Below are 18,443 nucleotides of genomic sequence, written 5' to 3' on the forward strand. Positions count from 1 at the left end.
ACGCCATGGCGACCGAATCCCGTCCCGTCACCGCCGCCCCCGAACTCCTCGCGTACGTGGACGGCCTGAGAGCCGACGCGGACCGGATGGACGGCTACGCCCAGCGGCTGCGCGGCGCGGCCGAGCGGCTGGGGGGCTGTGCGGGGGCACCGGAGTGGAGCGGTGCCGCCCTGGACCGGCAGGCGACGGCCTGCGTGACCGCGGCGGTACAACTGCGGGCGGCCGCGACCGCGTTGCTGGCCCACGCGGCGGAGTGAACGGCGGCCTTCGGCCGCTGACGCGGCGCGGCCGGGACGGTCGCGTCCCGGCCGTGGTGTGGCGTCGGCGGCTCAGCCCGCCGGAGCGGTGTGGGGCTGTTCCGGGCCGGGCTTGGGGCGGGTGCGGGTCCAGGACGGGTCGGCGGCGGGATCAGGAGTGGGGGGACGGTCCATGGGTCGGGGGGCCTCCTGGGGTGTGGGGGGTGGTGAGCGGTGCGTCCGGTGCCGTCGACAGCTCGGCCCAGACGACCCGGGCGGAGGGCCGTCCCTCCGGCGCGGTCGTGACGCCCCAGTCGAGACTGAGCGCGTCGACGAGGAACAGGCCGCGCCCGTTCTGCTCGTCGGGTCTGGCCCGCCGGGGTGCCGGGAGCACGATGCTCCCGTTGTTCTGGTCCTCGACCTCGATGCGGATCCGGTCGGCACCGGCGTGCACCCGGCAGACGATCCGCCGGCCGGCCGAGTGCACGATCGCGTTGGTGACCAGTTCCGAGGTCACCAGGACCGCGTTGTCGCGGGCCTCCTCGTCCACACCCCACGAGCCGAGCAGTTCGCCCACGCTCCGGCGGGCGTTGCCCACCGCGCGCGGCGTCGGCGCCAGGTCGAAGACCCGGCTGCGCAGGGCGGGCCGGTCCCCGGAGGCGAACCGGTCGAGGCCTTGCGGCCCAGGGAGTCGACCGAGGCGTTCGCCTCCGGGTGGTCCGGGGATGCCCGTCGCGTCCGACGGGCGGTACGGGCCCTCGGCGGCGGCCGCCAGGGCCGGCCGGGGCAGTCCGGGTATGTGGTCCTCGGGCAGTCGGTCGAGCGGCTGGGGGAGAGAGGGCGGGGCCATCGCCGTGCGCCTTTCGTCCGGCTTCGCAGCGTGGGGGGCTGATCGGTCGCGTCCGCCCCGGGCCGCTCGTGGGCAGACGACGACCCGTGCCTGGGCGGCGCCGGGCCGCAGTTCAGTCTCCCCCAACTGGACTGCTTCGCCTGCTCCTTGGTCGGCCGGAGCAGTGACTCCACTTTGGCATCTGCCAACATCGCCTCGCAACCGGCAAGTTGAAAATTGCAAGAAGCGAAGTGCATGCTGCTCCCGACAGGAAGTGATCGAACGGGTCCGTGAACGATCACAACCACGTGAGACGGTGACCCTGGAACCTGGTGTGAGGGGGTAGGGCGTGACCTCGGAGACCGACTGGGGCGGAGCCCCTTCCGTCCTGCGCATGATCCTCGGCAGACAGCTGGAGGAGATGCGGACCCGGGCCGGCCTGACCTTCGAGCAGGCGGCCGCCGCGATCGGCGTCAGCCACTCCACGATCCGCCGGATGGAGGCCGCCAAGGTGGCCCGGCTCCGGCTGGCCGACGCCGAGAAACTCCTGCAGGTCTACGGCGTGACGGACCGCCAGGAGATCGACACCTTCCTCCAGTCGGTGCGCGAGGCCAACAAGCGCGGCTGGTGGCACACCTACCGCGATGTGATGCCGGACTGGTTCGCCGCCTATCTCAGCCTGGAACAGGCGGCGTTGCAGATCCGCGCCTACGAGAACCAGTTCGTGCACGGCCTGTTGCAGACCCGCCAGTACGCCGCCGCCCTGCTCGGCGCCGGCAACCCGCACGCGCCGGGCGAGGCGACCGAGCGCATGGTGGCGCTGCGCATGCGCCGCCAGGAGCTGATCACCCGGCCGGCCCCGCCGCGGCTGTGGGTCGTGATGGACGAGACCGTACTGCGCTGGCCGGTCGGCGGGTCCGAGGTCATGCGCGCCCAGGTCGACCACCTGATCGAGATCAACCGGCTCCCCAACGTCACCTTGCAGATCATGCCGTTCGCCAACGGCCCGCACCCCGCCATGCGCGCGGGCGCGTACCACCTCTTCCGTTTCAAGGCCCCCGAGCTGCCCGACATCGTCTATCTCAACGGCCTGGTGGGCGCCGTCTACCTGGACAAGAGCGACGACGTCGTGGTCTACCGCGAGGCCCTGGACCGGTTGGGCGCGCAGGCAGCGCCCGCCAGAAAGACCGAGGCCCTCCTCGGTGCGATTCGCAAGGAGCTCTGACGTGCACCACCCCATACACAACGGCATTCCGTCCCGGCAACTCGGCGCGCGCGGCTGGTCCAAGCCGTGGAGCGACGACGCCGGCGGCGCCTGCGTGGAAGTGAAGAAGCTCGCCGACGGCCGGGTCGCGGTACGCCAGTCGACCGACCCCGACGGTCCGGCGCTGGTCTTCACGCCCCGTGAGATGACGAGTTTCCTGTCCGGTGTGAAGGCGGGTGACGCCGACTTCCTGATGTGATCGGATTTCCCGGAACTTCCTTGCTATAGCTGATCGTTCAACCAACCCCCCACCCCTGAAGCAGCACAGCGCAGCCCCCCGAACACCCCCGCATCCCTCACCTGAATGGGAGACACGGCGTTGCCCGACAACGGATGGCCGGCCGACCGCATCGACACCGAGAACGCGCACTCCGCTCGCATCTACGACTACATCCTGGGCGGCAAGGACTACTACCCCGCCGACCAGGAGGCGGGCGACGCGATGTCCCGGGAGTGGCCCGCGCTCCCGATCCACATGCGCGCCAACCGCGACTGGATGAACCGCGCCGTGCGCTGGCTCGCCGAGGAGGCGGGGATGCGCCAGTTCCTGGACGTCGGGACCGGCATCCCCACCTCCCCGAACCTCCACGAGATAGCCCAGGCGGTGTCCCCGGACTCCCGGGTCGTCTACGTGGACAACGACCCCATCGTCCTCACCCTGTCCCAGGGCCTGCTCTCCAGCACGCCGGAGGGCCGCACGGCGTACATCGAGGCGGACTTCCGCGACCTGACGGACCTCTACGAGGCCCCCGAGCTGCGCGAGACCCTCGACCTGGACAAGCCGGTGGCGCTCACGGTGATCGCCATCGTCCACTTCATGCTCGACGCGGACGACGCGGTGGGCGTCGTACGGCGACTGCTCGAACCGCTGCCGTCCGGCAGCTACCTGGCGATGTCCATCGGCACCGCCGAGTTCGCGCCCGACGAGGTGGGCCGGGTCGCCCGCGAGTACGCGGCCCGCAACATGCCGATGCGGCTGCGCACCATCGACGAGGCCCACGCGTTCTTCGACGGCCTGGAACTGGTGGAGCCGGGCATCGTCCAGGTGCACAAGTGGCACCCGGACGGCACCGGCGAACAGGGCATCCGCGACGAGGACATCGCGATGTACGGAGCGGTCGCCCGCAAGCCGTGACATGACTCCGTGCCGGGGCCCGGCTCACCTTCCCGGCCCCGGCACGGTCGTTCCGCGAGGCTGACTCAGGCGTTCGGGTCGAAGGAGATCCCGGACGGCATGGAGTACCCCAGGTTGGCGTTGAACGAGCCGTCCTTGATCTTGATGGTGGCGTCGCCGAAGTCCGCGTTCATCAACTTGTCGCGGTAGCCCGCCGGGTAGCCGTCCCAGCCCACCAGACGCGGGAAGAACCAGCCGCCGGTCACGTTCTCCGGCGGGTCGTCGTTGGAGTTGGCGAACCGGAAGTCGTGGGTGGACAGGCCGTCCTTGTGGTACACGATCTTCGGGTGGGTGCCGTCGAACCGGATCGCCGAGGCGGCCGCCACCTGGTAGCTGCTGTGCTGGGACACCGAGACGTACTGCACCTGGTTGTTCTGGATCCACACGATGACGTGTTCCCAGTCGTGCCGGTGCCCGATGGCCAGCGGCCCGTACGTCGCCTGGTCCTTCTCGAAGTAGCTGGCGTACATCACCGCGCACCAGCCGTTGTTGCACTTCTCGCGCGAGTAGGTGTTGGCGTTGGCGAGCTGCGCGTAGTCGTGGCAGTGGCCGTTGACGTCGCCGCCGAGCGAGAGACCGGGGTTGATGGTGCCGTCGGCGCCGATGGCCGCGGTGGCGTAGCAGCCGTCGCCGTCGTAGTCGTAGGCGGGGGAGAACGTCTGCTCCAGGCCGTCGGCGTTCTGCGGCAGCAGCGTCAGGACGTCGGCGTGCGCGGTGGCGGGCACGGCGACGACCAGCGCGAGCGCGCCGAGAGCCGCGGCGAGGGCCTTGCGGAGCGGCCGTCTGCGGGTGGGGGTTTGCAGTGCGGTCATGGGGACTCCCTGTCGGTGAAAGGCGAAGCGGAGTCTCGCAGTCAGGTCCTGCCGACGACCACCCTTACGACTTAACTTTGACCCAAAGACAATTGAACAGCTCACCCAATTCGGCTGCTGTCAGAGGCTGTTGACCTGCTGTGAGTCCTCCGGATGCGGTTGCCGCAGGGCACGCCCGGGGCCAGGCTGCTCGTCGGTTCGTCCGCCCCCCACCGCCCGAGAGGGAACCCCGTGAGCGACACAGACATGCCTTCCGCCCCGCTGAACCGGCGCGGCTTCCTCGGCGCCGCCGCCGCAGCCGGACTGCTCGGTACCCCGGCCACCCCGGCCGAGGCGAAGTCCGCGGCCGCCACCGTGATATCCACCGAGTCCGGCCAGGTCACCGGAGTCCAGGGCAGCCTGCGGGGCGTCACCGTCTACAAGGGCATCCCGTACGCCGCCACCACCGCCGGCGCCAACCGCTGGCGCCCGCCGCAGCCGGCCCCCTCCTGGGACGGGATCCGCACCGCCGGCGCCTGGGGCCCCGCCTGCCCGCAGCCCGTCACGGGCATCCCCGACGACCAGGTGCCCGAGCTCGGCGAGGACTGCCTGAACCTCAACATCTGGACGGCGGCGACGGGTTCGGGCGACAGCCGCCCGGTCCTGGTCTGGCTGTACGGCGGCCGGCAGGCCCTGTGGTCGGGCCAGGAGATCTACAACGGCTCCCTGCTCGCGTCCAAGGGCGTGGTCGTCGTCACCCTCGACCACCGCGTCGGCCCGCTCGGCGGTCTCGCCCACCCCGAGCTGACCGCGGAGTCCGCGTACGGCGGCTCCGGCAACTGGGGGATCCTGGACGTCGTCGCGGCGCTGCAGTGGGTCCAGCGGAACATCGGCGGCTTCGGCGGCGACCCGGACCGGGTCACCCTGGCGGGCTGGGCACAGGGCGCGTCCATCGTGCAGATCCTGCTCGCGTCCCGGCAGGCCAGGGGCCTCTACCACCGTGCGCTGCTCTCCTCCGGCGTCCGGTACACGAAGGACCCGGCCCTCGCCCGGGGGGCCGCCCGCTACCGGAGCCTCGCCGACGCCGAGGCCGACGGCACCGGCTTCGCCACCCGGCTGGGGGCCGCCGGCCTCGCCGACCTGCGCGCCCTGGACGCCGCCGACATCGTCACCGAAGCCGCCGCGGACAGCACCGCCGACTTCGGCCACGTCCTCGACGGACATGTCCTGCCCGACAGCTACACCACCGTCCTGAAGGCCTGCGCCGAGACCGACGTGCCCGTCCTGACCGGCGTCTGCAAGGACGCCAACGGCGCGTCGTCCGGCCTGAAGCTGACGCTCGACGCGTTCGAGGCGTACGCCCGGACCGAGTTCGGCCCGCTGGGGCTCGCGGACACCTTCCTGGCCCTGTACCCCGCGGACAGCGACACGGCGGCGGCCCAGCAGTACAGCGCCTACGCCCGGGACGAGGAACGCGTCTCCGCCTTCCTGTGGGGGACCCAGTTCAAGGACACGGCCGCCAACTCCAGCGCCGTGCACACCTACTTCTGGACCCGCGTCCCGCCCGGCTACGACGACACCAACCCGGTCATCGGCACCGCCGCGACCGGCGCCTTCGAGGGCTCCGACGTCTACTACCTGCTCGGCTACCTCTACAACACCGACCGCCCCTGGACCTCCAAGGACTACGACATCGCCGACACCACCGCCTCCTACGTCGCCCGCTTCGCCGCGGGCGGCGACCCGAACGGCTCCTCCCTGGCCGACTGGCCCGCCCTCGCCACCGACACCCCGCAGACCATGGAACTCGGCGCGGACTTCGGCACGCTGGCGGTGGCCGACAGCGACGCCAAGCTCGCCTTCCTGAAGACGTACCTGGAGTCGCAGACCACGGAGTTCTGATCCCCGCGTTCCGCGGCCCGCTACGTCCGGGCGGCGTCGTGGCCGAGGATGCCGTGATGGTGCCGGTGGTGCACGGTCGGGGTGCGGTGCAGGGCGATCAGGGCCGCGTCGTCGCCGAGGTGGCCGCCCGCGTGCGCCAGCAGGTCGCGCCGGATGTGGTGCATCAGCGCCTCCGGGGTGGCGTCGGTCCACTGCGCGACCCGCTCGGCGAGCGGGTAGAAGCGGCCCTGCGCGTCCCGGGCCTCGACGACACCGTCGGTGTAGAGCAGCAGGGTGTCACCGGGCTCGAACGAGAACACGTCCAGGGTGTGCTCGGTGCCGCCCGTCGCGTGCACGCCCAGGGGCGGCGACGGATGCAGGCTCGGCACGGTGACCGCGTGCCCCGGGCTGAGCAGCAGCGGCGGCGGATGACCGGAGCTGGTCATCCGGGTCACCGGGTCCTCGTCGGGGATCTCGACCAGCAGCGCGGTGGCGAACCGCTCGGGCGCCTCCTCCCGGGGCTCCAGGTCCGCCGAGTACCGCTGCACGCTCTGCTCCAGGGCGGCGGCGAGGTCCGGCAGGGTGACATGCCGGTGGGCGGACTCCCGGAAGGCGCTCAGCAGCAGCGCCGCCTCGCCGATCGCGGACAGGCCCTTGCCCCGGACGTCGCCGATGAGAACCCGGACCTCGCCGTCGCAGCGGGTGGCCGCGTACAGGTCACCGCCGATCTGCGCCTCGTCCTCGGCGGCCAGGTACAGCGAGGCGATCCGCAGCGGGCCGATGTGCTCGGGCAGCGGCCACATCAGGACGTGCTGCGCCGCCTCGGCGACCGTGCGCACCTGGGCCAGCTGGGCGCGGCGCCGCTCGCGGACCGCGCTGTAGACCACCACCATCACCGAGAGCAGCGCCAGGGTGACGATCTGCACGATGTGGTTCGCGGTGGTCAGACCGCCGTGGAACACGGCGATCACCACCTGGGCGATCACCGCAAGGGCCCCGACCAGTGCGGTCGACCGGGGCCCCGCGAAGGACGGGGTGAGCGCCGGGGCGATGACCAGGGCGGGGCCCAGATGGATGTTCTCGGGCGTGCGGAGGTCCGCCACCGTGATCACCACGATGAGCAGGACCGGGAGCAGCAGCAGCGCGTGCGACGACTGCCACGAGCGCCGCAGCCCCGCCGCACAGCCCTGCAGCTTGCCCATGCCACCAGCGTGCGCCACCGCCGGGGGAGCGGCCACCGCTCGCCCCTTCGACGTGCGGGCCGCTAGAGGTTCACGGAGCGCATCCCGGCCTCGTCGTAGCGCTCGCCCGCCGCCCGCGGCACCTCGGCCTCGATACGGGCCAGGTCCTCCTTGGTCAGCTCGACGTCCACCGCGGCCGCGTTCTGCTCCAGGTAGCCGACGCGCTTGGTGCCCGGGATCGGCACGATGCCGTCGCCCTGCGCCAGCACCCAGGCGAGCGCCAGCTGTGCCGGGGTCACGTCCTTCTCGGCGGCGATCTCCTTCACCTTGGCGGCCAGCCGCAGGTTCGCCTCCAGGTTGTCGCCGGTGAAGCGGGGACCGCTGCGGCGCCAGTCGTTCGCGTCGAGGTCGTCCGGGGAGGAGAAGCGGCCGGCCAGGAAGCCGCGGCCCAGCGGCGAGTACGGCACGAACCCGATGCCCAGCTCCCGGCAGGCGGGCAGCACCTCGTCCTCCGGGTCGCGGGTCCACAGCGAGTACTCGGTCTGCACGGCGGCGACCGGGTGCACGGCGTTCGCCCGCCGGATCGTCTCGGCGCTCGCCTCGCTCAGCCCGATGTGCCGCACCTTGCCCTCGGCGACCAGCTCGCCCAGCGCGCCGACGGTCTCCTCGATCGGCACGTTCGGGTCGACGCGGTGCTGGTAGTACAGGTCGATGTAGTCGGTGCCGAGCCGCTCCAGCGAGCCGTGCACCGAGCTGCGGACGTGCTCGGCGGAACCGTCCTGCCGGCCGATGCTGCTCATGTCGCCGGGGACGGCGTGGTCCATCCGGTAGTTGAACTTGGTGGCGATCACGTACTCCTCCCGGTGCCCCCGGATCGCCTTGCCGACCAGCGACTCGTTGGTGAGCGGGCCGTAGAGCTGCGCGGTGTCGAGGAAGGTGACGCCGAGTTCCAGCGCGCGGTGGATGGTCCGCACGCCCTCGTCCTCGTCGGCGGTGCCGTAGAAGGCGGACATGCCCATGCACCCGAGGCCGATGCTGCTCACCTGAAGATCTCGCAGATTGCGCTGTCGCATGTGAATCCCAGCCTTTCCCGCTGACTCGTTCTCCTCCAGGACGCTACGACTTCAAGAGCACTCGAAGTCAAACGCGCGCCGCCGATCCGGTACACCTGGATCCGGAGCCGTACCTCGTACCCTTGCCCGTCGCCGGAGCCCGCCCGCGGAGGCCGCATGCTGCTGCGCCAGCTCGAATACCTCGTCGCACTCGCCCGGGAGCGGCACTTCGGCCGGGCGGCCGCCGCCTGCCACGTCTCGCAGCCCTCCCTGTCCGCGGCGATACGTCGGCTCGAACACGAGCTGGCGGTCCCGATCGTGCGCCGGGGCCGCCGCTACGAGGGCCTCACCCCCGAGGGCGAGGTCGTGCTGGCCTGGGCGCACCGCATCCTCGCCGAGGGGGACGCGCTCCGCCAGGAGCTGTCGGCGCTGCGGGACGGCCTCACCGGCACCCTGCGCCTCGGCGTCGTCCCCACCGCCGTCCCCGTCGCCTCGCTCCTCACCGGTCCCTTCTGCGACCGGCACCCGCACGCCAGGGTGGCCATGGAGTCCCTGTCGTCCGCGGACATCCGGCGCGGCCTCGCCGAGTTCGAGCTGGACGCCGCCATGACCTACCTGGACGACGACGAACTGCGCCAGGTCCGCCGCTTCCCGCTCTACGAGGAGCGGTACGTCCTGCTCACCCCGGTCGGCGGCCTCCTCGGCGACGCGCTCACGGCCACCTGGTCGCAGGCCGCCGCCCTCCCGCTGTGCCTGCTCGGGCGGCGGATGCGCAACCGGCGCATCATCGACGAGTGCTTCGCCGCCGACGGCGCCGCCCCCGTCCCGGCCGTCGAGTCCGACAGCGTGGCCGGCCTCTACGCGCACCTCCCCGGCGGCCGCTGGTCCAGCGTGATCTCGCACGCCTGGCTGCACATGTTCGGCGTACCGGAGGGCATGCGCGTGGTCCCGCTGGAGGTCCCGGCCCACCGGCCCCGGGTCGGGCTCGTCGTCGCCCGCAGCGAACCCCAGTCCGTGCTGGCCGGCGCCCTGCTGAAGGTCGCCCGGGAGGCCGGCCTGCGGGACGCCCTGGACAGCCGGCTGCACGCGGTCCTGGACGGCCGCGACCGATGATAGGCACGGCCTATCACGGGATAGCGACGTTCGCTTTGACCTGCGCAGTTACCCCCGAGGATCGTGGAACTCACCATCCGCAACGGAGCTGAGGAGCCGCCATCATGGCCAAGGTGCTCTGCGTCCTGTACGACGACCCGACCGACGGATACCCCACCGGCTACGCCCGCGACGACATCCCGGTCATCGACCACTACCCGGGCGGCCAGACCACCCCCACCCCCGAGGCGATCGACTTCACCCCCGGCCACCTCCTCGGCAGCGTCTCCGGCGAACTCGGGCTGCGCTCCTTCCTGGAGAAGGCCGGTCACACCCTCGTCGTCACCTCCGACAAGGACGGCGCCGGCTCGGTCTTCGACCGTGAGCTGCCGGACGCGGACGTCGTGATCTCGCAGCCGTTCTGGCCCGCGTACCTCACCCCGGAGCGGATCGCCGCCGCGAGGAACCTCAAGCTGGCGGTCACCGCCGGCATCGGCTCCGACCACGTCGACCTCGACGCCGCGATCGCGCACGGGGTGACGGTCGCCGAGGTGACCTACTGCAACAGCATCAGCGTCGCCGAGCACGTCGTGATGATGATCCTCGGGCTGGTCCGCAACTACCTGCCCTCGCACCAGGTGGTGCTCGACGGCGGCTGGAACATCGCCGACTGCGTGAGCCGGTCCTACGACCTGGAGGGCATGCACGTCGGGACCGTCGCGGCCGGCCGGATCGGGCTCGCGGTGCTGCGCCGCCTCGCCCCCTTCGACGTCAAGCTGCACTACACCGACCGGACCCGGCTGCCCGAGTCCGTCGAGCGCGAGCTGAACCTGACCTTCCACGAGAGCGCGGCCGCCATGGCCCCGCACTGCGACGTCGTGACCGTCAACGCGCCGCTGCACCCGGAGACCGAGGGACTCTTCGGCGACGAACTGCTCGGCACCATGAAGCGCGGCGCGTACCTCATCAACACCGCCCGGGCCCTGATCGTCGACCGGGACGCCGTCGACCGGGCGCTGCGCAGCGGGCAGCTGGCCGGCTACGCGGGCGACGTCTGGTACCCGCAGCCCGCGCCCGCCGACCACCCCTGGCGCACCATGCCGCACCAGGGGATGACCCCGCACATCTCGGGCTCCAGCCTCTCCGCCCAGGCCCGCTACGCCGCCGGCACCCGGGAGATCCTGGAGTCCTGGCTGGCCGGCCGCCCGATCCGGGACGAGTACCTGATCGTCGACGGCGGCAAGCTGGCCGGCACCGGAGCCAAGTCGTACTCCGTGCACACCCGCTAGGGGCCCCTAGGGGTTCAGCCGGACCGGCAGCTCGAAGAGGTCGTTCTGGGTCACCACCGGCTTGTTGCGCAGCTCCGACGCCGGTACCGCCAGGTCCAGGCCGGGGAAGCGGTCGTACAGCGCGGGCAGCGCGACGCCCGCTTCCAGCCGGGAGAGTGCGGCACCCGGGCAGACGTGCGGGCCGTGCCCGAAGGAGATGTGCCGGTTCTGCGACTCCCGGGTGACGTCGAACTCCCCGGCGCTCGGCCCGTGCGCGTTCTCGTCGCGGCCGATCGCGGCGTACGACACGATGAGCGCGTCGCCCGCCGGGAGCACCCTGTCGCCGACCGGCACGTCCTCGGTGGCGAACCGGATCAGGACGTGCGAGGTCGGCGTGGACCAGCGCAGGGTCTCCTCGACCACCGCCGACCAGTCCACCTCGCCGGAGAGCACCCGGGCGCGCTGGTCGGGATGGGTGGAGAGGTTGACCACCGCGTTGACGATCAGGGAGATCGTCGTCTCGTGCCCGGCCGCCACCATCAGCTGGAGGGTGGAGACGATCTCCGCGTCGGTGAGGTGGTCGCCGTCCTCGGAGGCCAGGATCAGCGCGCTGGTGAGGTCGTCGCCGGGCTCGGCCCGCTTGGCGGCGACCGTCGCCGCCATGATCCCCGCCAGCTCGGTCAGGGTCGCGATGACCTCCGCGGGCGGGGTCTGCGTCGAGAAGAACTTCTCGAACAGCACCTTCAGGCGCGGCAGTTCGGCCTCGTCGATGCCCATCAGGTCGGCGACCACGAACATCGGCAGCGGGTAGGCGAAGGCCGCCTTGAGGTCGACCGTCTCCCCGTCCGCCGGGAGCCCGTCGAGCAGGTCCTGGGTGAGCTTCTCGATCCGTTCCCGCATCTGCTCCACCCGGCGCGGGGTGAGCGCCTGCGCGACCAGCGTGCGCATCCTGCGGTGGTCGGCGCCGTCCACGGTCAGCATCGAACGGCCGGGGTTGGCGAGGCCGATCAGCGGCCAGTCCGGCGCGATCTCCCCGCGCTGCCAGGCACCCCACACGTTGATGTCCTTGACCAGGCGCGGGTCGTTGAGCAGCGCCTTGGCCTCGGCATGGTGCGTGACGGCCCAGACGGGAACCCCGCCGGGCAGTTCCACGGCCGCGAGCGGTCCGGCGGCGCGCAGCCGCGCGCTCTCGCCGTCGAGGTCGCTGACGAAGGGGTCGAGGGCGATCCGGGCTTGTTCGGTACCGGTCGTCATCGTGGCATGCCTCCCAGGGCAGGGTCGGATAACTGCGCCATGCGGTGTGCTGCGCCTGTCTGTCGGTGCGAGGTGCGGATCAGAGGGCGGGTACGGGCGTGAACCTGACGGGCAGCTCGGTCAGCCCCCGCAGCCAGGGCGAGGGCCGGCGGCTGAGGGACTCGGCCGGGACCGCCAGGTCGATGTCCGGGAGCCGGTCGAGGACGACCTCGATGCCGGTCCGGGCGACCACCTCGGCGACCTCCTGGGCCGGGAACGGGCAGCGGTGCTCGCCGTGCCCGAAGGAGAAGTGCGCGTTGTTGCCGCCGGTCAGCGCGGAGGCGTCGGTGCGCACCTGCGGATCGGAGTTGGCGCCCTGCAGACCGAGGATCAGCAGGTCGCCGGCGCGGATCCGGCGGCCGCCCAGCTGGGTGTCGCGGGAGGCCCAGCGGCCGGCGATGTTCTGGCTGGGGGTGTCCTCCCACAGCACCTCGTTCATCGCCTCGGCGACACTGTTGCGGCCGCCGAACAGGGAGGCGGCGAACCGGTCGTCGGTGAGCATCAGGCGCAGCGAGTTGCCGATCCAGTCGGCGGTCGGCTGGTGCCCGGCCGCCATCATGACCATCAGGTCCTGCATGATCTCTTCGTCGGTGAAGCCGCTCTTGTCCTGGAGCATCCGCGACACCACGTCGTCGGCCGGGTCCGCCTTCCGGTCGGCCAGCAACTGCGCCATGGACGAGCCCAGATGCTGCTGCCCGGCGATCGCCCGCTCGCGCCCGTCGATCATGTCGTTGAGCGCGGTGACCAGGCCGGGCCCCTCCTCGTCGGGGAAGCCGTACAGCCGGGCGAGGACCCGCACCGGCAGCAGCATCGCGTACTGGCCGATCAGGTCCGCCTCGCCGCTGGTGCACAGCCCGTCGATCAGCTCGTCCGCGAACCGCTCGGCGTGGCCGCGCAGTTCGAACGGGTCGACGGCCTCCAGCGCGTCGCTGATCATCCCGGCCCGCTCGCGGTGCCGTTCGCCGACCGTGTAGAGGATCGACGGCTGCTTGCGGCCGATCATCGGCAGCAGCGGCCAGTCGTCGGGGATCATGTCCCACTGGTTCCACAGGTCGGAGTCCCGGCTGAACAGCACCGGGTCCCCGGTCACCTGGTGCAGCTCGCGGTAGCCGACCACCAGCCAGGCGGGCACGTCCCCGTCCAGCACGACGGGGGTGACGGCACCGTGGTCGCGCCGCATCTCGCGGTACAGACGCGCCGGTTCGGTCTGGAACCGGGGGCCGCCGAGCGGCACGGCTTCGGGGGTCACACGAACTCCTGTCGGGGCAGGTCCGCCGGTGCGGATGGGCCGGCGTACCGGTTCTTGACGTGCTGGACGAGCGTGATCAGCACCTGCTTGCCGGACTCCCGGGACCGGGCGTCGCAGTTGACCAGCGGGACGTGCGGGTCCAGGTCGAGGGCGTGCCGGACGTCCTGGGGCGTGTGCACGGGGCCGCCGAAGTCGTTGCAGGCCACGATGAACGGCGTGCCGTGCTTCTCCAGCCGGTCGATGGCGTACCAGGAGTCGCCGATCCGCCGGGTGTCGACGAGCACGACCGCGCCGAGGGTGCCGGAGAACAGCCGGTCCCACAGGAACCAGAACCGCTCCTGGCCCGGCGCCCCGAACAGGTACAGCACGTTGCGGGCGTCCAGGGTGATCCGGCCGAAGTCGAAGGCGACGGTGGTCGCGGACTTGCCGCGCACCTCCCGGATGTCGTCGACCTCCTCGCCGGCCTGGGTCATCGTCTCCTCGGTGTTGAGGGGGCGTATCTCGCTGACCGAGCGGACCAGGGTGGTCTTGCCGACGCCGAAGCCGCCCACGACCACGATCTTGAAACCGTGGTCGGCGGAGGCACCCAACGGGGTGCGCGCGTCAGAGGTTGCGGAGTCCAACGAGCACCTGCTCCAGGATGTCGGGGTCGGTGATGGCCGGCCGGTAGGGGTGGCGGGCGCTGACCCGGCCGGCCGCCTGCAGGTCGCCCAGCAGGACCTTGGTGATGCTCACCGGCAGTCTCAGCTCCGCGGCGATCTCCACCACCGAGGTCGGGAACTCGGCCAGGCGCAGGATCGCCGCGTGCTCCGACTGCATGCCGGGCGCCGGCTCCGACTCGGCGACGACCAGGGTGACCAGGTCGAAGGGGCTGTCGGGGCCGGTGCTGCTGCGGCCGCCGGTGATGGTGTACAGGCGGTCGGGCGCGTCGTCCCTGCCCGGGCGGCTCATGACGTGCGGGGCTGCGCGGTCAGGTGCTCGCCGAGCTGCTCGACCAGTTCGCTCATGTTGTGCCCGACCAGCCCGGGGTCGGCGTCCTCGCTGGTCACCACGGCCAGGTGGGCGCCCTCGCCGGCCTCGACGATGAACAGCACACCGCCGTAGAACTCGGTCATCGCCGACCGCACGCCGCCGCTGCCGTCGCCGAACTCGACGGACGCCCCGTGCGACAGCGACTGGATGCCGGCGGCGATCGCCGCGAGCTGGTCGGCCTGGTCGACGGAGAGCTCCGGGGTACGGCAGAGCTTCAGCCCGTCACGCGAGAGCACCAGGGCGTGCCGCGCGCCGGGGGTGCGCTCCAGGAGGCCCTCGATCAGCCAGGTGAGCTTGTCGTCGGCGGTGGTCCTGCCGGTCATGAAGTGGGGTCGCCTTCCGGGTACGCATGCGGGTGGGACGTGTGTTCCGGGCCGGGCTCCGGGTGGGGCGCGGGGACCGGGTCGTGCGCGGGGGTGGGGGCGTACGGGGCGGCCGGCTCGCCGGGCGCGCCGGCGGTTTCGGCGGCGCGGGGGTCGTGCGCGGCCGGGCGGACGGCCTGCCGGAAGCTGTTGAAGCGGGCGGCGCGGACCTGGGCGTCCGCGGCGCCGGGCGCGGGGCGCGGCTCGGCCGGCTGGGGCGTCGACCGGCGCTCGGCCTCGGCGAGGGTCCGGCCGCGGCGCCGCCGGGGCAGCCCGGTGGGCCCTTCCTCGTCCTCGTCAGGCTCGGCGGCGGACTCGTGCACGGGTGCGGGGTCGAGCGGGGCCGTCACCGGTGCGGCCGGCTCCGCCTCAGGTGCCGCGGCGGGTTCGTCGGCGACCGGGCGGGTCAGCAGGTCCTGCGGGACCAGCATCAGCACCCCGGTGCCGCCGCGCGCGGACGGCCGGAACGACACCTTCAGGCCGTGCTTGCGGGCCAGCCGGCCCACCACCGCGAGGCCGAGCCGGGTGCCGGTGAGACCGCCCAGCTCGGTGCTGTCGCCGGCGACCGCCCGTTCGGCGCGGCGCAGCTGCACGTCGCCCATCACCAGCCCGCTGTCCTCCACGGACACGATGACCCCGGCCGGCACCTCCTCCACGTACACGTGGACCTCGGCCGTGGGGGGCGAGAAGTTGGCCGCGTTGTCGAGGAGTTCGGCCAGCGCGTGCATGACGCCCTCGGCGGCGTGTCCGGCGACGGCCGTCTCGCTCACCGAGTGCACCCGCACCCGGCGGTAGCCACTGATGCGGCCCATCGCGCCGCGCAGGATCGACTCCATGCTGATCGGACGCGCCCAGCGGCGGCCGGAACGCGCCCCGGTGAGCACGGCGATCGAGTCGGCGAGCCGGCCCGCCTGAGCGGTGCGGTGGTCGAGGTGGAGCAGGTCGGCCAGCACGTCCTCGTCGGTGTGCCGGTCCTCCATGGCCCGCAGGTCGGCGAGGGTGGCGGTGGCCAGGGCCTGCATCCGTCCGGCCGCGTTGCCGGCGGCGGCGATCGCGGCGGCCCGCTCCCGCAGGGCGCGCTCCAGATCGCCGGTGAGCCGGGTGTTCTCCTCCCGGTACCAGTCCAGTTCCTGACCGCTGTCCTGGTGGATCCGCGTCCGCTCCTGCTCGAAGGAGTCGGCGAACTCGCTGCGCTGCTGGGCCAGTTCGTCGATCAGCCGCTGCTGCTCCTGGCGCGCCTCCTCGGTGGTCCTGGCCTGCTGCTGGAGCAGCCGCCCGATGTCCTGGCTCACCGCCTCCAGCCGGCGCCGGGCGGCGCGGGCGGCCCGCGCCGCGTGCACGGCCCAGGTCACCGCCGCGCACAGCAGCAGCGCGGCCGCGCTCCCGCCGAGGGCGAGCGGCGCGCGTACCGAGGCCGACGCGGCGGTCACCGCGGCGACGACCGCGAGGGCCGACACCACGGCGGTCAGCGCGAAGGTCGGAACGAGCATGCGGAGGGAAGGTCGTTCGCCGGGATGCGTGGGCGCGGTCATCGGTCCGGTCTGGTCCTCGGAGCAGGTAGGGATGTGTGTCCGGTGAAGGAGTTGTGACGCTCGGTGCTGAACTGGGCGTCACTATACGAGAGTTCGTGATCGAAACAGAACGGTTCCGGTCTCATTGCAGAAAACCTGCTGCGGGGAAGGGGACTTGCTGTGTTCCGGCTGTGGATGATCTCATGCGGAGCTGGGCCCGAAGGCGTCGGCGACGATCGCCGCGGCCGCCCTGACCAGCGGAGAGTCGGCCCCGGCGGTGGCATCGGCGTGGGTGGAGAGGACGGCGACGACCAGCGGTGCGCGACCGGGGGGCCAGGCGACCGCGACATCGTTGGCGGTGCCATAGGCGCCCGTTCCGGTTTTGTCGCCGACCGTCCAGTCGCCGGGCAGCCCGGCGCGGATCCGCTCCCCGCCGGTGGTGTTGGCGCGCAGCCGGCCGGTGAGCCGCCGCCGGTCGGCGCCGTCCAGGGCGTGACCGACCGTCAGCTCCGCGTACGTCGTCGCGATGGCCAGGGGAGTGGTGGTGTCGGTGACCCGCCCGGGCTCCGCCGAGTTCAGCTCCGGCTCCCACCGGTCCAGACGTGTCACCCCGTCCCCGAGCGAACGGCACAGCCTCGTCACCGCCACCGGCCCGCCCAGTTGCTCCAGCAACAGGTTCGCCGCGGTGTTGTCGCTGTACGAGACCGCCGCTCCGCACAGCTGGGCCACGGTCATTCCCGCGGCGAGGTTCTCGGGCCTTCCGGTGACCGGAGCGCCGCCCGCCCGCTCGACATCTCTCTCGTCGTAGTGCACGACCTCGTCGAGCACGCCCTCGCCGAGGTCGCGCAGGACCGCGGCGACCGCGACCGTCTTGAACACCGAGCACATCGGGAACAGTTCCCCGGACCGGTACCCGAGCCGGGCCCCCGAGCCGGTGTCCCGGGCGAACACCCCCAGCCGGGCCCCGTGTTCGCGCTCCAGGGCGCGCAGTCTCGTGGTCGCCCCCCCCCGGCGTCGGCGGGGTGCTCGCCGCCGCCGCCAGGGCCGAGGCCGGCACCGTGCGACGCGACGGGTTGCGCATTACTGCTCCTTTACCGGGACGACGCTCAGGGGGACGCCGACGCGGCCCTGCGGGTTCAGCCGTGGACGGGTGATAAATCCGACGCCGATATCCGGCCGACCGTAGCTCCCGCATCGTCGCAAATGATCCAAACGTCTATACGATGACGCGTGGAACGGCCCGGGCCCGGAGAACCTCTTGGAGGGCGCAGGCCGACAACGGGGGCGGTGTCGAGGGGGCGATGCCTTTCATGGAAGGCGACTGGAGCCGGATGGCCGCGCGGGGGGTCCGGTTCGTGCGGCGCACACTGCGCGACGAATGGCACGCCGTCGTGGTGGAGCCGGTACGGCAGTTGGTGCGGCGCGGGCTGTCCGGGCTCGTGCTGGCGTTCGTGGCCGCGTTCGGCGTCATCTTCTTCCACGCCGTCGCCCAGCACCCCTTCGGCAGAAGGATGGTGTGGCACCTCGGCGGCGTCACCGCCGACCTGCCCCTGTGGCTCTCCCTGCTGCGCACCCCGGTGTCGCTCTACGTCCCGGCGCTCGACCTGCCGGTCTGGGCGGGCATCACCCAGCTCTTCCTCGCCTTCGCGCTCGCCGAACTCACCCTCGGCCGCAGCCGGACCCTCGCCGTCGCGTACGTCACGACCCTGGCCGGCACGATGACCGCCCGGGTGATGGTCGCGCTGGGACCCGGCTGGTGGGGTTTCGGCCTGCCCCCGGAGGTCGGCCGGATCCTCGACACGGGGCCGTCCGCCGCCGTGGTGGGCCTCTTCACCTATCTGGCGGTGGTCCGGCGCGCCCCCGTCGTCTTCACCCTCACCGGCGGCTCGATGGTGTGGGAGTCCGTCGCCGTACCGAACCTCGCCGGCCGCGAACACCTGATCGCCGTGGCCGCCGCGATCGTCCTCGGCCTGCTGCACGGCCGCCGGCTGCCACTCGCCGCCCGCCTCGCGGAACGCCTCGGCACCACACCGTCCTCGCCGCCCCGGTCGGACCCGCCGCTGCCCCGACCGGGCCCGCCGCGCCACCCCGTACCGTCCTTCCGGCTGCCCTGAAGACTCCCCAACCCTGCCGACTTCCCCACCCGGCTTCCCCGAAAACCCATATGTCACGCGGCCGACCCGCCGAAGTGCTCAACCACGTCAATGTGATGGTTTTCGCACTTCAGC

Annotated in this window: 19 protein-coding genes; 8 read left to right on the forward strand and 11 right to left on the reverse strand. The window is 72.2% G+C overall.

What is annotated here, in order from left to right:
- Positions 1–5: 5 nt before the first annotated feature.
- Positions 6–257: a hypothetical protein gene (locus tag ACFZB3_RS06105; protein ID WP_391370430.1), complete on the forward strand. Its 252-nt coding sequence runs from the start codon at positions 6–8 to the stop codon at positions 255–257.
- A gap of 151 nt (positions 258–408) precedes the next feature.
- On the opposite strand, the gene ACFZB3_RS06110 is transcribed toward ACFZB3_RS06105, so the two are convergent.
- Entirely contained in the window at positions 409–1,086 is a 678-nt protein-coding gene (locus tag ACFZB3_RS06110) for an ATP-binding protein (RefSeq protein WP_391370433.1), read from the reverse strand.
- A 328-nt stretch (positions 1,087–1,414) separates the two neighbouring features.
- Here ACFZB3_RS06110 and ACFZB3_RS06115 point away from each other — a divergent pair, with 328 nt between their 5' ends.
- The 3 genes from ACFZB3_RS06115 (at position 1,415) to ACFZB3_RS06125 (ending at position 3,464) form a co-directional block, all read left to right on the forward strand.
- A complete protein-coding gene (locus ACFZB3_RS06115; RefSeq protein WP_391370436.1) occupies positions 1,415–2,290 on the forward strand; it encodes a Scr1 family TA system antitoxin-like transcriptional regulator in 876 nt (291 codons plus the stop codon).
- A gap of 1 nt (position 2,291) precedes the next feature.
- Positions 2,292–2,528 (forward strand): DUF397 domain-containing protein, encoded by a 237-nt coding sequence (locus ACFZB3_RS06120; protein ID WP_174856016.1) that lies wholly within the window; start codon positions 2,292–2,294, stop codon positions 2,526–2,528.
- Between the two features lie 120 nt (positions 2,529–2,648).
- The gene (locus ACFZB3_RS06125) at positions 2,649–3,464 is read left to right on the forward strand and encodes an SAM-dependent methyltransferase (RefSeq protein ID WP_361287407.1); all 816 of its coding nucleotides are present in this window, start codon (positions 2,649–2,651) and stop codon (positions 3,462–3,464) included.
- A gap of 65 nt (positions 3,465–3,529) precedes the next feature.
- Here ACFZB3_RS06125 and ACFZB3_RS06130 read toward each other — a convergent pair whose 3' ends face one another.
- Entirely contained in the window at positions 3,530–4,315 is a 786-nt protein-coding gene (locus ACFZB3_RS06130; RefSeq protein ID WP_391370438.1) for an NPP1 family protein, read from the reverse strand.
- Between the two features lie 231 nt (positions 4,316–4,546).
- Between ACFZB3_RS06130 and ACFZB3_RS06135 the strand changes: the two genes are divergently transcribed.
- Positions 4,547–6,196 carry a carboxylesterase family protein gene (locus tag ACFZB3_RS06135; protein WP_391370441.1) on the forward strand — a complete coding sequence of 550 codons (1,650 nt, stop codon included), beginning with the start codon at positions 4,547–4,549 and terminating at the stop codon, positions 6,194–6,196.
- 20 nt (positions 6,197–6,216) lie between these two features.
- Here the strand turns inward: ACFZB3_RS06135 and ACFZB3_RS06140 are convergent, their stop codons facing one another.
- Positions 6,217–7,377 (reverse strand): SpoIIE family protein phosphatase, encoded by a 1,161-nt coding sequence (locus ACFZB3_RS06140; RefSeq protein WP_391370444.1) that lies wholly within the window; start codon positions 7,375–7,377, stop codon positions 6,217–6,219.
- 62 nt (positions 7,378–7,439) lie between these two features.
- On the reverse strand, positions 7,440–8,429 hold the full coding sequence (locus ACFZB3_RS06145) for an aldo/keto reductase (protein WP_391370447.1): 990 nt from the start codon (positions 8,427–8,429) through the stop codon (positions 7,440–7,442).
- A 156-nt stretch (positions 8,430–8,585) separates the two neighbouring features.
- Here ACFZB3_RS06145 and ACFZB3_RS06150 point away from each other — a divergent pair, with 156 nt between their 5' ends.
- Positions 8,586–9,521 carry a LysR substrate-binding domain-containing protein gene (locus tag ACFZB3_RS06150; protein WP_391370450.1) on the forward strand — a complete coding sequence of 312 codons (936 nt, stop codon included), beginning with the start codon at positions 8,586–8,588 and terminating at the stop codon, positions 9,519–9,521.
- Positions 9,522–9,625: 104 nt separating this feature from the next.
- On the forward strand, positions 9,626–10,789 hold the full coding sequence (locus ACFZB3_RS06155; RefSeq protein ID WP_391370452.1) for an NAD-dependent formate dehydrogenase: 1,164 nt from the start codon (positions 9,626–9,628) through the stop codon (positions 10,787–10,789).
- Positions 10,790–10,795: 6 nt separating this feature from the next.
- On the opposite strand, the gene ACFZB3_RS06160 is transcribed toward ACFZB3_RS06155, so the two are convergent.
- The 7 genes from ACFZB3_RS06160 to bla all read right to left on the reverse strand — a co-directional run bounded on the left by ACFZB3_RS06160 (position 10,796) and on the right by bla (position 17,166).
- A complete protein-coding gene (locus ACFZB3_RS06160; protein WP_391370455.1) occupies positions 10,796–12,022 on the reverse strand; it encodes a cytochrome P450 in 1,227 nt (408 codons plus the stop codon).
- 79 nt (positions 12,023–12,101) lie between these two features.
- Positions 12,102–13,310, reverse strand: coding sequence for a cytochrome P450 (locus ACFZB3_RS06165; RefSeq protein ID WP_391370457.1), 1,209 nt, complete (start codon positions 13,308–13,310; stop codon positions 12,102–12,104).
- Complete coding sequence (locus tag ACFZB3_RS06170; protein WP_391370460.1) at positions 13,307–13,933, reverse strand: ATP/GTP-binding protein; 627 nt, start codon at positions 13,931–13,933, stop codon at positions 13,307–13,309. Before ACFZB3_RS06170 ends, ACFZB3_RS06165 begins: the two co-directional genes overlap by 4 nt.
- On the reverse strand, positions 13,914–14,261 hold the full coding sequence (locus ACFZB3_RS06175; protein ID WP_391370463.1) for a DUF742 domain-containing protein: 348 nt from the start codon (positions 14,259–14,261) through the stop codon (positions 13,914–13,916). The genes ACFZB3_RS06170 and ACFZB3_RS06175 overlap by 20 nt, the downstream gene beginning before the upstream one ends.
- On the reverse strand, positions 14,258–14,665 hold the full coding sequence (locus ACFZB3_RS06180) for a roadblock/LC7 domain-containing protein (RefSeq protein WP_123979438.1): 408 nt from the start codon (positions 14,663–14,665) through the stop codon (positions 14,258–14,260). Before ACFZB3_RS06180 ends, ACFZB3_RS06175 begins: the two co-directional genes overlap by 4 nt.
- Positions 14,662–16,236 (reverse strand): ATP-binding protein, encoded by a 1,575-nt coding sequence (locus ACFZB3_RS06185; RefSeq protein WP_391370467.1) that lies wholly within the window; start codon positions 16,234–16,236, stop codon positions 14,662–14,664. The genes ACFZB3_RS06180 and ACFZB3_RS06185 overlap by 4 nt, the downstream gene beginning before the upstream one ends.
- Before the next feature lie 180 nt (positions 16,237–16,416).
- On the reverse strand, positions 16,417–17,166 hold the full coding sequence (bla, locus tag ACFZB3_RS06190) for a class A beta-lactamase (protein WP_391370470.1): 750 nt from the start codon (positions 17,164–17,166) through the stop codon (positions 16,417–16,419).
- Positions 17,167–17,516: 350 nt separating this feature from the next.
- Here bla and ACFZB3_RS06195 point away from each other — a divergent pair, with 350 nt between their 5' ends.
- A complete protein-coding gene (locus ACFZB3_RS06195; RefSeq protein WP_391370473.1) occupies positions 17,517–18,329 on the forward strand; it encodes a hypothetical protein in 813 nt (270 codons plus the stop codon).
- Positions 18,330–18,443 lie beyond the last annotated feature (114 nt).

The sequence above is a fragment of the Streptomyces sp. NPDC008092 genome, from assembly GCF_042957285.1.
In the GTDB taxonomy this organism is placed as follows: domain Bacteria; phylum Actinomycetota; class Actinomycetes; order Streptomycetales; family Streptomycetaceae; genus Streptomyces.

Bases quoted from the DNA above. Each gene is read 5' to 3' on its own strand.
- ACFZB3_RS06175 (WP_391370463.1), bottom strand. From the start codon at position 14,261: ATGAGCCGCCCGGGCAGGGACGACGCGCCCGACCGCCTGTACACCATC.
- ACFZB3_RS06155 (WP_391370452.1), top strand. From the start codon at position 9,626: ATGGCCAAGGTGCTCTGCGTCCTGTACGACGACCCGACCGACGGATAC.
- ACFZB3_RS06130 (WP_391370438.1), bottom strand. From the start codon at position 4,315: ATGACCGCACTGCAAACCCCCACCCGCAGACGGCCGCTCCGCAAGGCC.
- ACFZB3_RS06140 (WP_391370444.1), bottom strand. From the start codon at position 7,377: ATGGGCAAGCTGCAGGGCTGTGCGGCGGGGCTGCGGCGCTCGTGGCAG.
- ACFZB3_RS06160 (WP_391370455.1), bottom strand. From the start codon at position 12,022: ATGACGACCGGTACCGAACAAGCCCGGATCGCCCTCGACCCCTTCGTC.
- ACFZB3_RS06150 (WP_391370450.1), top strand. From the start codon at position 8,586: ATGCTGCTGCGCCAGCTCGAATACCTCGTCGCACTCGCCCGGGAGCGG.
- ACFZB3_RS06105 (WP_391370430.1), top strand. From the start codon at position 6: ATGGCGACCGAATCCCGTCCCGTCACCGCCGCCCCCGAACTCCTCGCG.
- ACFZB3_RS06195 (WP_391370473.1), top strand. From the start codon at position 17,517: ATGCCTTTCATGGAAGGCGACTGGAGCCGGATGGCCGCGCGGGGGGTC.
- ACFZB3_RS06110 (WP_391370433.1), bottom strand. From the start codon at position 1,086: ATGGCCCCGCCCTCTCTCCCCCAGCCGCTCGACCGACTGCCCGAGGAC.
- ACFZB3_RS06145 (WP_391370447.1), bottom strand. From the start codon at position 8,429: ATGCGACAGCGCAATCTGCGAGATCTTCAGGTGAGCAGCATCGGCCTC.
- ACFZB3_RS06185 (WP_391370467.1), bottom strand. From the start codon at position 16,236: ATGACCGCGCCCACGCATCCCGGCGAACGACCTTCCCTCCGCATGCTC.
- ACFZB3_RS06180 (WP_123979438.1), bottom strand. From the start codon at position 14,665: ATGACCGGCAGGACCACCGCCGACGACAAGCTCACCTGGCTGATCGAG.